Consider the following 15205-nt stretch of genomic DNA (forward strand, 5'->3'; position numbering starts at 1 on the left):
CACGCGAGGAGTGGATCCGAAGATGCCGGAAGACCGGGAGAGACTCGTCGATCGCCTTCTGATCGAGGAACTGGGACAGGTGATGAAGACCGGAATGAACCTCTCCGGAACGAAGATACCCTTTTCGAAAACGGCGACGGGCTTCGGAGCCAAGCTCGGGGCGAAGATGTCGAAAACGGACGTCGCGGAGCGGGAGATGCGCCTGAAAACCGAGCCGAAGGACCTTCTTCTCAAGCTCTACGCGTGGTTCGCGAAGAACGGCCGTCTCGCCGAGGAAGCGGAAGAGGGGTCCATGCGCGTGACGGGCGTGATCCGCGCGGGGCTCATGAACATGAGCCCGGTCGTCCTGTGCGTGGAGATCGGCGACGCAGACGAGGGGCGCTGCGGCGTGCACATCACCGGGTTCGCCAAGGAGGGGCTGATCAGCCAGCACGCGGCGGAAAAGGGCGTCGCGAAACTCGCGGAGTTGCTTGGAATGTTGAAGGCGTAAATACGGCCCGGCCGCGCGGAGTACGAGGGCGGCGCAACGCAGTACTGGTTCGTCCACACGATTTCGGACATCGTGACCGGCCTTATCGAAAGCGGACTGGCGATCGAGCTGTTTCGCGAGGACGCGACCGACGTCTCCGCCGGACACGCCCGCGTCGAGGCCGCGAACGCGGGCGTCCCCCTGAGTTACATCCTCGTTGCCCGAAAACCGCTTCCGGCCCGATGAACTTCTCGCGGCGATTCGCGACTGGTTTTGCGCGCGCGGTTCCCGGGACTCTGGCTTTTGGACGAAGGCATGGTAGCATATCGTCACCTGATTGTTCGCTGTTTTTTCCGCAACGATCGACGGCGGCTTTCGGTTCCCGGACGCCGGTCGGAATTCCCGTGGGGGTGTTCGGCGTGAGTATGCTTTCGATGATGATTTCCTTCGCTCCGTGGCTCGTTCTCAAGATCGTGTCGGTTCTTCCGTTCGGCAATCCGCTGACGATGCTGAAAATCGCGCTCGTCATCGCGTTCGCGATCAGCCTGTACCAGTCGCTCCGGAGCAAGGTGCGCGGCTTCATCTTCTGGGGGACGATCTTCTTCTTCTCGTTCTGCTTCGTCGCGGTCGTCCTGATGTCCAACATGTGGGTCATCGGCCATCTCGGAATGCTGTCCCAGTTAAACATGAACGTCATGGCGTGGGGATCCATGCTGTTCAAACGTCCCTTCACGATCGATTACGCGAAGCAGTGCGTGCCGCAGGAATTCTGGACGAACCCGAGGTTCCTGCGGAAGAACTACGTCATCACGGCCGTCTGGGGCGTCTACTTCCTCCTGGGGCTCGCGTCGGCGGAGATCCGCATCTACGAGCCGCATGTGAGCCACGTGCTCCTCGAGATCCTCGACAACGCCTCGATGATCGGGGCCATGCTCTTCACGTGCCACATGTCGAAACACCCCAAGAGCGGGCAGATCCCGCCCGAGGGAGGCGCCGCAGCGTAAGGGCCGTCCTCCCGCGCAATCCGCACGGTCATGACGAAGGCCGCTCCCGTATGAGGAGCGGCCTTTTTTTCGTCCCGAAACGGTCGGGGGCTATTTCGTTCCCGGATGCTCCTTCAGGAACGCGGCCACGCGGTCCGCTACGTTCCGTTCGAGGTTCCGGAAGAAGAAGGAGTAGTCGTAGGGATGATAGAAACCGCTTGCCGCGCCGCGCACCAGGTCGGTGCGGTCCGGCCGCGGGACGATCAGCGCGCCGTCGACCGTCTGCGCCCCCGTGAACTGCGGAACTTCGATCCGTTTTCCGTCGATGAAGAACACGGCGCCGAGGTTGCGTTCCTTCGGGGCGGCCTCGCCCGTCGTATCCATGGTCAGCGGGTTGACCCCGACCGCTCCGGGGATGGCGATGGAAATGTCCGGACTGACGGCCTGCGTGTTGTAGCTGATGATGCACCCGGTCCGCGTCGGCGAATCGCTCATGACGAGCTGCGGATATTTTTCGAGGTCGTCCGGCGTGACGGACCATCCGATGATGTAGCTCGCCACGAGCCGTTCGCGGAGCTTCGGGTCTCCGAAACGGCGCTGAAGCAGCCAGAGCAGGAGGTTCGATCCCTGGCTGTGTCCCGCGAGGATGAAGGGACGCCCCGCATTGAAATGCTCCATGTAGTAGTCGAAGGCCTTTTCGACGTCCGAATAGGCGACGCCGAGCGCACGGGACTTGTCCTGTTCGGAGGCCGAGAGCACCTTGATGTTCGCTTCGCGATATCTCGGAGCGAAGATATTGCAGGTCAATGCGAAGACGCCGGCCGTCTTCGCGAGGTCCGCGTCGACCAAAGGGTTCTGCCGGTTCGATTCGAGGCATTCGTTCCATGCGTTCGGGAAGAAAAACGCCGTCGGGTGGACGAAGAAGACGTCCGCGGATTTCGTGCGGTCCGCTTCCGGCGGCAGGGACGCCCAGTCGGACGCGCGGGCGTAGTCCGGCGCGGGAGGAATCGCGGCGGGGTTGAAGGCGGCGGCGAGGTCGAACAGCGCGCCGATGTCGCCGGAAAGGTCCGTTCGAAGCAGGTCGATCTCGCTCGAAACCTTCGCGGACTTTGCGAGTTCGTCGAGCGAGATCCGGGCGACCGCCGGGTTGTCCAACGTGCGGAAGAAGATCCGCCTTCCCGCGACGTCCGTGACGATCGTCCAGAACGTATTCCCGTTCGGGAACTCCGGCGGAACGGAGAGAACCTGCGCCGCGGCGAAACCGAAGGCGACGGCCTGCGCCGGATCGTCCGGGACGGGCATGTGGCTCCGGTAGTACGCGCCCCGGACGAAGCGGTCGATCGACTCGCGTCCCCCCGGAACCGGAAGCGAACCGCCGAACTCCGCGTATCGCGCGAGCGACGCGATTGATTCGTCGTACTCCGTGTTGGTGAGGACGGGGATCTTCGGATCGCGGGTCACCTTCATCGCGCCTCCGACGAATTCGACGATCGCGGACGCGCCCGTCGCGTCGTGAAGGTACAGGTGGAGTTTGATCTCGAACTCCGAAACCGGCGTGGGCGTCACACTGTAGCGCCCGGAGCCGAGGTCCGCCAGCGCTGCTTCGACGCCGCCGCACGCATCCAGGAGGTACTGCTGGAGCGAGCAGATGTCGATCGTCGTTTCGGGCCCCGCCTGCGGGAATTCGGACGTTTCGAGGTAGTAGGTGCCGACTTTGAGCCCGGCCCGGTTGACGCCGTCGACGCCCGCATAGACGATCCCGTCCGCGGGCGAGGTCGTCCGTTGCAGGATCGTGTCGAAGGCAACGGAGGCGTATGCGCTCGTCCATTCGAGCGGACGGCGGCCGGTCGGTGCGTATTGGGCCTTCCGCCGCATTCCGGCCGGATTGAAGCGCACGGCTCCGTTTCCGCGGAAAAAATCGAAATTCCGGGCCGATACGAGAACGGCGTCGCGTTTGAGAAAGACCTCGGAGCAGCCGTCCGCGCCCACGGGCGGGAAGAACGCGAGAATGCAGGCGCAGAGGGCGATTCCGATCCGGTGCGTTCGCTTCATGGCTCTCATCTCCACAGGAAGGATTCGCCCGCTTCCGGCGCTGTCGGCGCGTGCGTGCGTGCGTTTCATTATAGACGTTCTCCTGCCCGCGCGACGTCGCGTCGCCTCGCGAAGATCGTCCGCCGGATCACTCAGAACGGCGCCAGAGTCGCTATGCTCGCGACGCCGAAGGCGGCGATGACGAGCCCCGAGAGCCGGTTGACCCAGACGAGCCGCGTATGGTCGAACCGCGACCGCAGCAGGTGGACCGAGCCGCTCAGGAGAAGCCACCAGAGCATCGAGCCCGCGAACACGCCGAAGACGAGAAGCGCGGCCGAAGCGCGCCCCTCGGGCGCTGCCCCGAGGCCGAGCCCCGCGAAGACCGCCGCGAACGAGACGATCGTAATCGGGTTCGTCAGCGTCAGAAAGAAGGCCGACGCATACGCGCCCGCGAGGCCGCCGGTCCGCCCCTCCCCCGCCTTCGCGGCCTCGCGCGCCGGGACGGAGCGGAAAGTCGCGACCCCAAGATACAGCAGGAACAACCCTCCGACGAGCCGCAGCTGGAACTGCGACCCCAGCAGGAAATCCGAGACGGCCGTGACCCCGAACGCGGCGACGCAGCCGTAGATCGCGTCGGCCGACGCCGTTCCGAGCCCGGAGACGACGCCGTGAAGGATGCCGCTCCCGAGCGTCCGCCGGATGCACAACACGCCGATCGGCCCGACCGGAGCGGCGATCGAGAAGCCCATCACGAGTCCCTTGAGGAGCAGCGCCGGATCCACCGCGGCGCTCCCCCTACCGTACGGAGACGCGCACCGGGAGGATGTGCGTCTCCCTGGCCGTCGACAGGATCACGGCGGTGCGGGTCCGAACGCCCGGGACGGACTTGAGCCCGTCGCTGATGAGGCGTTCGAGTCCGCGCGTGTCGGCGCAGCGGACCTTGAGGATGTAGTCCTCCGCCCCGGCGACGTGATGGCATTCGAGGATCTCCGGCAGCGAGCGGACCGTGTCGAGGAACGCCCCCCGGTCGTCGGAGCGTTCGAGCGTGACGGAGATGAACGCCCCGAGACCGCACCCCGCCGCGTCGGGGTCGACGATCGCCGCGTAGCCGCGGATCACGCCCGCTTCCTCGAGCTTCCGGACCCTGTCCGCAGCCGCGGGAGCCGACAGCCCCAGAAGGGAGCCGAGTTCCGCCCAGGTCGTCCGCGCGCGCTCCATGAGACGCCGCAGAATCGTGACATCGATCGCGTCCATCGCCAAAAACCTCCGATTCAAAAGTTATATGTGATTTTATAATACGAATCAAAGACAATCAAGGGGTCTTTATTTCCAACATGCGCTTGAAAGCCAATCCGAGTCGGCGATTCCGCAGAGCCGTCAAGAGAAGACATTTCCGGGAAAGGCGGTCAGGAACGCTCCTCTTCAGCGCGAATGGAAAGGGGCCGGTGTTCCCCGGAGAAAAGTTCCGCCTTCTTTCGGAGCGCCCGGAGCGAAGGCTCGGACGGTCACTCCGGGCGGCCGCTCCTTTCGCCGCGTGCGCTTCAGCAGACGGCACTTGTCTGCGCAGCCCCTTACCGGCCCGGGTCTCCCCGCGACGGGACGATGCAGACGAACCGAAAGTCCCCGTCTCCCGTTTGTCTGATCGCCGCCCTTCGCTGCGGCAGACGAACTATACCGGCGGACGAAAGACGAAAACAGGAGTAGCCGCACATTCGGGTAACGGGTGCAGATGGGCGCGGAAGCGAACTGCACCCGTCGAAACGACGTGCAACCGTCGCTGTATCCATCCCTTCGCAACGCTATAATTCGGGAATCATGGGGACGAACGAGAAAATTCCGACCGATACGTCCTTCTGTATGAGGACGTCGCCGACACGATCCGGAACATGATCGGGAACGGGACATATCGTCCCGGGGACCGCATCCCGTCGATCCGGAGCCTGGCGCAACAGTTGCGCGTGAGCGCCAATACGGTCGTCCAGGCGTATTCGCAGCTCGAGAACTGCGGTCTCGCCGGAACCATGGCGATTCCCTGAGCTCCGTCCGGTGGTACAATTCCGGAAAACACGTTCCGGAGGTGACGAACCACCGATGATGCCGATCGCAACCTCGTACGGGTCGATCCGCTCGTGGAGCATGGGCGACGTTCCCGCTCTCGTGAAGTACGCGGACAACCGCAACGTCTCGCAGCGCATGCGCGACGCCTTTCCGTACCCGTACACGACCGCCGATGCGAACGCCTTTCTCGGAATCGTCGCGCGGCAGAACCCCGTGACCTTCTTCGCGGTCGCTACGTCCGACGAGGCCATCGGCGGCATCGGAATCACCCGCAACGCCGACGTCCATCGCCTGACCGCAGAGATGGGCTACTGGCTCGCCGAACCCTATTGGGGACAAGGAATCATGACCGAAACTGCCCGCGCCTTTTCGGACTTCGCGTTCGGGGCGTTCGGTCTCGTGCGGATCTACGCCGAACCGTACGAGGGCAACGCCGCGTCATGCCGCGTGCTCGAAAAGGCGGGATTCACGCTCGAGGGGCGTATGCGCCGCAACGTGATCAAGGACGGACGGATTCTGGATCAGTATCTGTACGCGAAGGTTCTGGAGTGAACGCCATTCGTTCGCTTTGCGCAGCACCACGCGGACGCATATCTCATCCGTAAAGGAGAAGAACCGATGCCTCGCTTTCTTCTGTCCGCCTCCTCCTGAAAGCCTGTAGACGCTGATTCCCCGCTCGTTCGGGCGTGGAACGCCGTGCGTCTCCGCGATGATGGCCCTCAGCGACGCGGTCCCGGCGGCGATGAAGAGATCGGCCTCCGCCGTTTTCTACGTTTCATGGGGGCTCGGATACTTTCTCGTGCCTCCCGCGCTTTCCGCGCTCGGCGACGCGATCGGGCTCCGGGCGGTGTTTTTTCTCGTCGGGGCCGCGGCCCTGGCGGAATTCGCGGTCGTGCGGAAAAAACGGAGGCAGGCTGGCACGAGCGAAACAGAGAGGATCTGAAAGCGAAGGAGGAGCGCTTTTGTCGGGCTCCTCCTCTTCTTCTTTCATCTCTGTTTGAGAATACACAAAGTTAGGGTTATAACTGGCGACTCGTTGCTAAAATAGCTCTTATAGCAAGATTCTAGTTTTTTCATTGAAACTGATTTTTAGTAGCTTAAAAAAATTAAACATGATATGAAATAGATTGAATGATAGTAACGACTTACTCGGCCACAACGGCGTGTCGTGATTCAGAATTTTAGCTCAAGAGTTCCTCGCAGTAGGCCAGCTTGCTGAGCTTCTCATGCCCGGTTTCGGTGACGAGAACAGTATCCTCGATATGTGCTCCGCCAATATCGGGATTGTCGAAAACGGTGACTCGCGGTTCCAGACAAAAGACCATTCCAGGTTTGAGCACATAGTCAACACCTCTGTTGATCCCTGGTTCCCCATGCAGGCCATAACCAACCTGGTGCCCGGTCTGAAACTTGTGTTCGTACTTCTCAAAACCCTCTTCGCGGATGACAGCCCGCGCGATGGCATCGATCTCGCCGCACGTGACACCTGGTTTGACGGCATCGATCGCGGCATTCAATGCCTTGAAGTCGACCTGGTAGATTCGTTTCTGCTCCTTCGTCGGCTTTCCGCCGATACAAATCGTCCGGCCAAGGTCTCCTGTATAGCCCTTGTACATACACCCCATATCGATGATGAGCATCTCACCGTAGCGAACGCGCTTTTCCGTGGCGATACGTTCGAAAATCGAGGCATTGTAACCGGACGCGATATTCGTCACGAAAGGGGTCATTTCGCTGCCGTTCATCTTCATGACGTATTCTCCGACGGCCGCCAGCTCATACTCCCTCATTCCGGGTTTTGCAGCCTCGATTGTCGCGGCTATGCCCATCTCGGCGATTTCTACGGCACCCCGGAGGATTTCGACCTCGACGGGATGTTTAATGACAGTCAGTTCCACCCAGATTTCTGAAATATCGACAAAGTCGATTTGTGGAAGCTCTTTCTGAATATCGTCACGAACATTGAAGGGAAGAAAATCCGTTCCCACGCGTCCGCTCGTGATCCCGTAATCCTTGAAAATAGCGACGATCTCCTTGCCCCATTTCGCGATGCCGGAGACTTTACGGTGATCTTCGATATCGGACTTGATACGGATCCGGTAGTTATCGCTTCCGGAACTGTGACCGACTACCGGTTTTTTCCCCTTCGGAATGACGGTAAAATACTCCGGCTCCATGAAAGGGCGATACCCTTTGACGTAGAAATCGGTCGCATAGCGGACAGCTTCGGATTTTGTCAGAAGAAACGCTTCAAGTCCGTTTCGCTCTATAGCCTTCTGGATCTTTTCCTGTTTTGCGAGATGCAGAGGGTCTCCTGCATAAAACGAAGGAGCCTCTTTCCATTTTGAAAAATCTACGGTCATTGTACGGTTATGCCTCCTCGGTAAGTATTGGTTTTTTCCGGATGAAGCGGTGGACCAATCCCAGGACGATGAAAGCCAGGATGACAAGCGAGAGCGGACGCTGGATGAAAGCTAGTAGAGTCGAATTCCCGAAGAGAGCGTACGTTCGTATCAGCTCATTATCGGCGATACCGCCAAGAACAATTCCAAGAACAACCGCAGGCAACGAATAGTCGAACCGTTTCATGAACCAACCCAGAATTCCGAATGCAAACATGAGCCAGACATCGAATGCGGCGTTGCGAACGGCGAAAGATCCGACGATACAGAAGAAAATGAGCATCGGGGCCAATATTTTGGTGGAAATTCTGAGCAGAAACGTGAAGGAGTACCCCAAGTAGACGGACATGAAAATCATGATCGCCTGCGATAATATTGCCGCTGCGATAATTGCATAGACAAGTGGCAGTTGCTCCCGGAGTATCTGCGGTCCGGGACGAAGCCCCTGAATCATCATCGCGCCGAGCAACACCGCACATGTTGAACTCCCCGGAATGCCGAGCGCAAGCGTCGTAATCAGGGCGCCGCCGGTGGATGCGTTGTTCGCGGCCTCGGGAGCGGCGACTCCTTCGGGATTTCCCCTGCCGAAAGACTCGGGATCCTTCGAAGCCCGTTTCGCTTCGCCGTAGCCGACGAACGCCGCAACGGAAGCTCCGGCTGCAGGGATGGCCCCGATAATGATTCCGATGATCGACGATCGCAGAATGGTGACTGGGTATTTCAAGGCCATCGGCATACCTGCGAAGATTCGTTTGATGCTGTACTGAACTCTTTCTCCCGTCTTGATGACGTTCTCGCGACTTACCATCGAAAGGATCTCCGAGAAGGCGAAGAAGCCGATAATCGCGGGAACGACCTGAATTCCGTCCGCAAGGAAGAGACAGCCGAACGTTGCGCGCCATTCTCCTGTCGGAATAATTCCCATCGTGCCGAGCAACAGACCGAAGAAGCCTGCTAGCAGCGTTTTCGCGGGAGATTCGGTCGAAAGCGCCGCCAGGACGGAAATTCCCATCATTGCGATCAGAAACATTTCCGGGGGACCGAATCGAAGTGCGAAATCGGCGAGCGGTTTCATGACGAAAAACATGACGGTATAACTGATCAATCCGCCGATGGCTGAAGAACAGAAGGCTATTCCCATCGCTTCGCACCCCATGCCCTTCTGCGTCATCTCGTATCCGTCGAAGCTCGTAGCGGAGGATTCCGGAGTCCCAGGCGTATTCAGAAGGATGGCTGTGATGGAACCTCCGTATATGGCGGATATGTACACGGAGATGAGAAATATCAGCGCCGTCAGGCTGTCCATGGCGAATGTAACGGGCAGAAGGAGCCCCGTAGCCATGGACGAGGTAAAACCGGGGATGGCCCCTACAAGCAAGCCGAGAGCCGTCCCCAGAATAATCCAGAAGATAGGTTCGAGCGCGAAAATCGTTTTGCATCCTTCAGTGAAAAGACTCAGTGTATCGTGCATCGTGTTGAGCGCTTCCTCTCCCGAAAATCACAAAAAAGCATGGGGCAGGCTGACCATCAGCCATTTTTCGAAAAAGAAATAGATAAACAGAGCGAGGCTGACGGGTACCGTGAGGTAGATCTTGAGCTTTCTGACCCCCGTGATGTACAACAGGAGACATGTTGAAGGAACGACCGAAAGGACGGCAATGGTTTTAACGAAGAGAAAAATGCAGACGGCCGTTCCGACTGTGAAAAACACGACCTTCGGAGGAGGAAGAGTCGAGCAGTCGTTTATTTCCTCGTACACGGCATGCGGTTGTACAAGGGGTGTAATTGTTACGCTTTTGCGAAGGATGGCAACTCCTGAGACAAGAATTCCCAAGAAGAGAAATCGGGGAAAGAGCAGCGCCTCGAAAGAGAGGTCCTTCGTTTGGGAATAATACGCGAACGTAAATCCCCATACGAGTAGTAAAAGAAAAATCTGTGGATTGACGGAAATGTTTTTTCTACCCATCCGAAAAGAAAACATCGTCTCCTCCTTGTCGAACGGGCTATTTTGCGTTGAAGAGGGGTACGATTTCAGTTCGAATGACTTCGAATTCCTTTGCAAACACCGCTCCATAGTTGACTCCGGACATCCCGGTTCCTTCCTGATTCACAAGACTTGGAGCAATGCCGCTCTTTTCCGCCAGAGCCTTGTACTCGGGACTGGAGGTTGCTCGCACAAAAGCGTCGACAAGCTTTTTGTACCGATCGGGATACCTCTTCCTGAATTCGGTCTGGACCCAGTAGATTCCGTAGCGAGCCTGGAAGTTTTCGACGGGCAGCGTCAGGTTATATGCCTTCAGTTGTTCGAAGAAAGGTTTGCCCTCGGGCCATATCGGGTTACTTTTGTCGGAAACGACCCCGAGGCACTTCAGTTCGCTTCGCATATCCGCTCGGGAGACCGCGTCTCCGAAAGTGGCGTTTACGTGTCCGCCGAGCAGCGCGGATGCCGATTCCCCGCCGCTGTTATACGTGACGATTTTGAAATCGAGCTTCAGTTGTTTTTTGAGCCAAAGCGCATTTGCGTGCTGCCCGCCCAATCCGGCGACGCTGACGGCGTACTTGCCGGGTTCGCTTTTGACGGCTTCGATAAAATCCGCGAGAGTGTTCCATTTGGAGTCTTTTTTGACGACCAGAATGACCGGATCGCATACTTCGATCCACATGGGCGTGAACGTATCGAAGGTAAAGGGGGTTTTCTGCATGATGAGGCCGTACGCGAAAGCCGGGTAGTTGACGTTCGTCGTCATGTACCCCTCCGGCTTTTCGCGCGCCAAGGCCGCCTGCGCGATCAGACCGCCCGCGCCGGCCATGTTCTCGACGACGATGTCCTTGCCGAATTCTTTCTCGAGAAACTTCTGCAGCGTCCGCGTCGTTCGGTCGCTTCCACCTCCCGGCGCATAGCCGACGACAACGCGGAGCGGCTTGACGGGATAGCTGTCGTCTGCGACTGAAACAAACGGAAAGAGCAGGAGCGCGGCAATTCCCCAAAACGCGACGCCTGCGAAACGGGTACGTCCAATTCGTGCTCTCATCGTGCAATCCCTCCTCATAAAGTGGTGTTTCGTGTTTCCGGCGATAGAGCCCGGCGCTTACAGCGACGCAGAATACCTCGCAATGATTTCGGCGGCGCGCGTCACCTCCTCGTCGGTGACGTCGCAGTGAAGAACCAGACGGAACGACTCGTCATCCACGTTGCCGACCCGGACGCCGAGATTCCTGAGGTCCGCTATAACCTCTTTCGCATTCTTTCCCGTCTCGTTCACGAAGACCTTCACCATATTCGACTGTACCGATGCCGGATCGACTCGAAGTTTTCCATGTGCCTGTACGATGCTTGCGCCGAGCAGTTTTGCACTGCGGTTATCGCGGACGGCGTGTTCGTATGCGCCGTCCAGAGAGACAAGCGCCGCGGCGGCGATGACACCGGACTGGCGCATGATTCCGCCCAGAAGCTTCGCCATATCGCGCGCCTTCCTGATAAAGTCCGGTTTTCCGCATAACAATGAGCCGACGGGAGCGCCGAGTCCCTTGGAAACACAGAACATAACCGAGTCCGCGTGAGCCGCGATTTTATCCGCGGTCGTGCCGAGCGCGGCAGCCGCGTTGAAAATGCGTGCACCATCGAGATGGAGCGGCGTGTTGAATTCACGGCACACGTCGTGCGTCGCGCGCATATCCGCCAGGCTGATACACGTGCCGCCGCAGAAGTTGTTGGTATTTTCGACACATACGACGTGGACCGCTCGTTTTTCGAGCAAAGAACGAAGAGATCTCAGATCGGGAGTTCCGTAGCTGTCCGTCGCGTATCTCATGGCCCGGATGCCGCCCGGGCGAGTATTGAACACGCCCCTTTCGCTACGAAGGATATGCAGACAGTCAGCAACGGCTGCGGATTCGCCCAGTTCGCAGTGCGCCATCATGGCGGAGAGATTCCCCATGGTTCCGCTTGGAAGAAAGAGTGCGGCTTCTTTGCCGAGTGTGGTCATGGCTCGATCGAGCAGCCTGTTGACTGTGGGATCTTCCCCCCGATTATTGGAATCGACGCGCCCGTCATCTCCCACATCGGCGTTCGCCATGGCGGTTCGCATGACTAGTGATGGTTTTGTCAGTGTGTCGCTTCGCAAATCGATCATAAATGATGCCTCCCTGTGGTTTTTGCCCGTGATGCTATTTGTTTTCCAGAAGAGACGCGGCAGTCTCGGAATCGGTGATGATGCTCTTGTAATAGCCGCCCTTGAGAGCGGCCCGAACCGGAAGGACTTTCCCCGGACCATTGGCGACGCCTATCGAGAAGGGAACTGCCTTAAGCTGATCGAGACTCATGGAAATGATGCGTTCCTTCAGGCTTGATGGGACAGGGTTGCCGTCTGCATCGATGAAATTGGACAAAATGACGCCGACAGCTCCCTGCTTTTTCAGTTTCTGGAGTTCGTCTTCTTCGAGGTACCCGGTTCTATAGAGGTCGGAATCCGGGACGTCGCCCAGGAGTGAACCGACGCCGAGGACGGCTACGTTGATTTTTTCGAAGATGCCGAACGATTTTTTAAAGGCAGGGTCGTTGATGAGAACGTCTCTGGAGTGAACGGAACCCATGACGGCGGGAAGAAGCAGCGGATGCCATTTGCTGCCGAATTTTCGGGCCATGTGTTCCGCCGCGTAGAGCGAGCTGTTCTGGGGCGCCTGTTCGGAATACACGCCGGAGAGTTGCGTGATTTCAATCTGTTTTGTACAGTCTTCCTGTGCAAGGTGCTTCACGAGAGAATTCACGCTTCGCCCTCCCGAAAGCCCCACGATATCGCCGTCGTTGAGGAAAGTCGGCAGAAATTCCGCGCCGATCCTGCCGACGTGGTCCATTTTGTCCTGCTCGTCCAACAGGTTTGTGTTGATGACGACCGCACGGCTGATGCCAAAAACCTCTTCGAGTTCTTTTTCAAGCTGAACGTTGTTTTGTCGTGGAACGGTAATCTCGAAACGAACGATTCCTTCCGCCACGGCCTTCTGAATCAGTCTGCTGACAGTTGCTTTCGAGGTACGCAGTTTCTTTGCGAGATCGACCTGGCTGATCCCTTTGCAATAAAACTCCTCCGAAATCCAGGCAAGAAGTTGTTCGTCTTTCACACTCACAGAATTCACCTCGTTAGGGAGCGATGATTTGAGGCGGAGAATCAGAACGATGTAACAAATTTCATATCATGTGATTTTTCTCATTGCATGGAAGGAGCTTACCGCTTGTTCTCGAGAAATGTCAAGAAGAAAATTGGATCATTGTGGCTGGACAGGAATAATGTCATGAAGAAGTGGAGAATAAATGCATATTTAATAATAAATCGTAGCGTCGTTTACACAGGTCAGAGCAACCAGTCTGCCGGGGATAATGATATAGTGGTCTTACACGGAGGTGTCGCGCGATGAGGGAGTATTTCCTGAAGACGGAGCGTCTCGGGTTTTCGAAGTGGACCGCGAACGATATGGAGCTCGCGTTCGGCCTGTGGGGCGACCCGGAGGTAACGAAGCTCATCTGCGCGAGCGGCGCGTTCACGGACCAGGAGGTTCGCGACCGTCTCGCGACGGAGATCCGCAACGGAGAGGTCTACGGCGTGCAGTACTGGCCGATCTTCGAGCTCTCGACCGGCCGCCATGCCGGGTGCTGCGGCCTTCGGCCCCACGACCTGCCGAACGGCGTCTACGAGTTGGGGTTCCACCTGCGGCGCGCGATGTGGGGACAGGGGTACGCGGTCGAGGCGGCGCTCGCCGTCATCAAATACGCGTTCGACGCGCTCGGCGCGAAGGGGCTCTTCGCGGGGCACAACCCGAGGAACGTCGCGTCGCGGACGATCCTCGTCGAGAAGCTCGGGTTCACCTACGTCGGCGATGTCTTCTATCCGCCGACGGGGCTCGAACATCCGTCGTACCGCTACCGCCCCGATCCGAAGTAAACACGAGAAAAAAGAAGGGGCCGGGAGATGTCTCCCGGCCCCTTCGCCGTCGTGCGTGTTACGCGCGCAGGCCTTCGACGTAGCTGGCCATGCGGTCCATCGCGACTCCGAGCTTCTCCATCGAGCACGTGCAGGCCAGGCGGAGGTAGCCCTCGCCGCACGCGCCGAACGCCGATCCGGGGAGCGTCGCGACGCGCCCCTTCTCGAGCAGCTCCCACGCGAACGCGTCGCTCGTCATTCCGGTCCCCCTGACGCTCGGGAAGAGGTAGAACGCCCCCTCGGGCTCCGCGCAGCTGACGCCCGGCATTGCGTTGAGACGGCCGGCGACGTAGGTGAGCCGCTCCCGGAACGCGGCGAGGCGCTCGGCGATCTTTCCGTCGTGCCTGTCGAGCGCGTAGAGCATCGCGCGCTGCGAGGGCGCGCAGACGCCGTAGGTCTGGTTCGCAGCGATGAGGCACATGGTCCGGATCAGCTCCGCGGGGCCGATCGCGTAGCCGAGCCGCCATCCCGTCATGCAGTGGCTCTTTGACAGTCCGCTCATCGTGAGGGTTCGCGCCTTCATTCCCGGCAGGCTCGCGAACGGAACGTGTTTCCCGCGGAAGACGAGGGCATCGTAGATCTCGTCGGAGAGGACGACGAGATCGTGTCGTTCTGCGACGGCCGCGATGCCCTCCATCTGCGCGCGGGTCATGACGCGGCCCGTCGGGTTGCTCGGCGAGCAGAGGAGCAGCGCACGAGTCCTCGGCGTCACGGCGCGCTCGATCGCCTCGGGCGTCGGGATGAAACCGTCCTCCCCGGTCGTCGGCAGGTGGACGGCGACGCCGTCGTGCTGCGCGATCTGGTCGAAGTAGGGCGGAAAGCACGGTTCCGGGGTGATGACCTCGCCGCCGGGCTCGAGAAGCGCCTGGAGCGCGAGGTGGAGCGACTGGACGCCGCCCGCCATGACGAGAACCTCGTCGGGGGTCGATTTCAGGCCGTAGCGCCGGCCCCAGTAGTTGCATACGGACTGTCGGACGTCCTCGTACCCCTGGATCGGGGGATAGTGCGTGTATCCGGCCTTCGCGGCGCGCGCGGCCTCGTCGATGATGTCGTGTTCGGTGTCGAAATCCGGTTCCCCGATGCCGAGCGACACGATATCCGGGTTCGCCGCGGCGACCTGGAAGATCTTCTGGATCTTCGACGGCGCGGCCTTTCGGTACTTTTCCGCAATTTTCATGACATCCACTCCTTCTGAAAGGTTCCGGGGGGCGGCGCACGCCATCCCGAAACGGGGAGGATTCCCGCGCCGCTTTAGCGAAGCAGTATCGCACAGCGTGCGGAGGAGCG

Annotated in this window: 17 protein-coding genes; 7 read left to right on the forward strand and 10 right to left on the reverse strand. The window is 59.3% G+C overall.

What is annotated here, in order from left to right; genetic code table 11:
- Nucleotides 1-22 precede the first annotated feature (22 nt).
- From ACZ5IU_RS05680 to ACZ5IU_RS05690, 3 genes are all read left to right on the forward strand, one after another.
- Nucleotides 23-490, forward strand: a complete 468-nt coding sequence (locus ACZ5IU_RS05680; protein WP_464421223.1) for a hypothetical protein — start codon at nt 23-25, stop codon at nt 488-490.
- Between the two features lie 72 nt (nt 491-562).
- Complete coding sequence (locus ACZ5IU_RS05685; RefSeq protein WP_464421224.1) at nt 563-715, forward strand: hypothetical protein; 153 nt, start codon at nt 563-565, stop codon at nt 713-715.
- 173 nt (nt 716-888) lie between these two features.
- Nucleotides 889-1473 (forward strand): hypothetical protein, encoded by a 585-nt coding sequence (locus ACZ5IU_RS05690; RefSeq protein WP_464421225.1) that lies wholly within the window; start codon nt 889-891, stop codon nt 1471-1473.
- A 90-nt stretch (nt 1474-1563) separates the two neighbouring features.
- Here the strand turns inward: ACZ5IU_RS05690 and ACZ5IU_RS05695 are convergent, their stop codons facing one another.
- From ACZ5IU_RS05695 to ACZ5IU_RS05705, 3 genes are all read right to left on the reverse strand, one after another.
- Nucleotides 1564-3573 carry a DUF3089 domain-containing protein gene (locus ACZ5IU_RS05695; RefSeq protein WP_464421226.1) on the reverse strand — a complete coding sequence of 670 codons (2010 nt, stop codon included), beginning with the start codon at nt 3571-3573 and terminating at the stop codon, nt 1564-1566.
- Nucleotides 3574-3635: 62 nt separating this feature from the next.
- A complete protein-coding gene (locus ACZ5IU_RS05700) occupies nt 3636-4265 on the reverse strand; it encodes a LysE/ArgO family amino acid transporter (RefSeq protein WP_464421227.1) in 630 nt (209 codons plus the stop codon).
- A 13-nt stretch (nt 4266-4278) separates the two neighbouring features.
- On the reverse strand, nt 4279-4737 hold the full coding sequence (locus tag ACZ5IU_RS05705; protein WP_464421228.1) for an Lrp/AsnC family transcriptional regulator: 459 nt from the start codon (nt 4735-4737) through the stop codon (nt 4279-4281).
- Nucleotides 4738-5369: 632 nt separating this feature from the next.
- Between ACZ5IU_RS05705 and ACZ5IU_RS05710 the strand changes: the two genes are divergently transcribed.
- From ACZ5IU_RS05710 to ACZ5IU_RS05720, 3 genes are all read left to right on the forward strand, one after another.
- Entirely contained in the window at nt 5370-5519 is a 150-nt protein-coding gene (locus ACZ5IU_RS05710; protein WP_464421229.1) for a GntR family transcriptional regulator, read from the forward strand.
- Between the two features lie 55 nt (nt 5520-5574).
- Nucleotides 5575-6093: a GNAT family N-acetyltransferase gene (locus ACZ5IU_RS05715; RefSeq protein ID WP_464421230.1), complete on the forward strand. Its 519-nt coding sequence runs from the start codon at nt 5575-5577 to the stop codon at nt 6091-6093.
- Between the two features lie 157 nt (nt 6094-6250).
- Nucleotides 6251-6484: a hypothetical protein gene (locus tag ACZ5IU_RS05720; RefSeq protein ID WP_464421231.1), complete on the forward strand. Its 234-nt coding sequence runs from the start codon at nt 6251-6253 to the stop codon at nt 6482-6484.
- 238 nt (nt 6485-6722) lie between these two features.
- Here the strand turns inward: ACZ5IU_RS05720 and ACZ5IU_RS05725 are convergent, their stop codons facing one another.
- Genes ACZ5IU_RS05725 through ACZ5IU_RS05750 form a run of 6 tightly spaced genes read right to left on the reverse strand, consistent with a single transcriptional unit; the run spans nt 6723 to nt 13067 of the window.
- A complete protein-coding gene (locus ACZ5IU_RS05725) occupies nt 6723-7904 on the reverse strand; it encodes a M24 family metallopeptidase (RefSeq protein ID WP_464421232.1) in 1182 nt (393 codons plus the stop codon).
- Nucleotides 7905-7911: 7 nt separating this feature from the next.
- Nucleotides 7912-9414, reverse strand: a complete 1503-nt coding sequence (locus tag ACZ5IU_RS05730; RefSeq protein ID WP_464421233.1) for a tripartite tricarboxylate transporter permease — start codon at nt 9412-9414, stop codon at nt 7912-7914.
- A 27-nt stretch (nt 9415-9441) separates the two neighbouring features.
- Nucleotides 9442-9924, reverse strand: coding sequence for a tripartite tricarboxylate transporter TctB family protein (locus ACZ5IU_RS05735; protein ID WP_464421234.1), 483 nt, complete (start codon nt 9922-9924; stop codon nt 9442-9444).
- 22 nt (nt 9925-9946) lie between these two features.
- The gene (locus ACZ5IU_RS05740; RefSeq protein WP_464421235.1) at nt 9947-10975 is read right to left on the reverse strand and encodes a Bug family tripartite tricarboxylate transporter substrate binding protein; all 1029 of its coding nucleotides are present in this window, start codon (nt 10973-10975) and stop codon (nt 9947-9949) included.
- A 57-nt stretch (nt 10976-11032) separates the two neighbouring features.
- Nucleotides 11033-12076, reverse strand: coding sequence for a threonine aldolase family protein (locus ACZ5IU_RS05745; protein WP_464421236.1), 1044 nt, complete (start codon nt 12074-12076; stop codon nt 11033-11035).
- A gap of 34 nt (nt 12077-12110) precedes the next feature.
- Nucleotides 12111-13067, reverse strand: a complete 957-nt coding sequence (locus tag ACZ5IU_RS05750; RefSeq protein WP_464421237.1) for a sugar-binding transcriptional regulator — start codon at nt 13065-13067, stop codon at nt 12111-12113.
- A 284-nt stretch (nt 13068-13351) separates the two neighbouring features.
- Between ACZ5IU_RS05750 and ACZ5IU_RS05755 the strand changes: the two genes are divergently transcribed.
- A complete protein-coding gene (locus tag ACZ5IU_RS05755) occupies nt 13352-13879 on the forward strand; it encodes a GNAT family N-acetyltransferase (protein ID WP_464421238.1) in 528 nt (175 codons plus the stop codon).
- 58 nt (nt 13880-13937) lie between these two features.
- On the opposite strand, the gene ACZ5IU_RS05760 is transcribed toward ACZ5IU_RS05755, so the two are convergent.
- The gene (locus ACZ5IU_RS05760; RefSeq protein ID WP_464421239.1) at nt 13938-15095 is read right to left on the reverse strand and encodes a pyridoxal phosphate-dependent aminotransferase; all 1158 of its coding nucleotides are present in this window, start codon (nt 15093-15095) and stop codon (nt 13938-13940) included.
- Between the last annotated feature and the right edge of the window lie 110 nt (nt 15096-15205).

The sequence above is a fragment of the Lactivibrio alcoholicus genome, assembly GCF_055390895.1.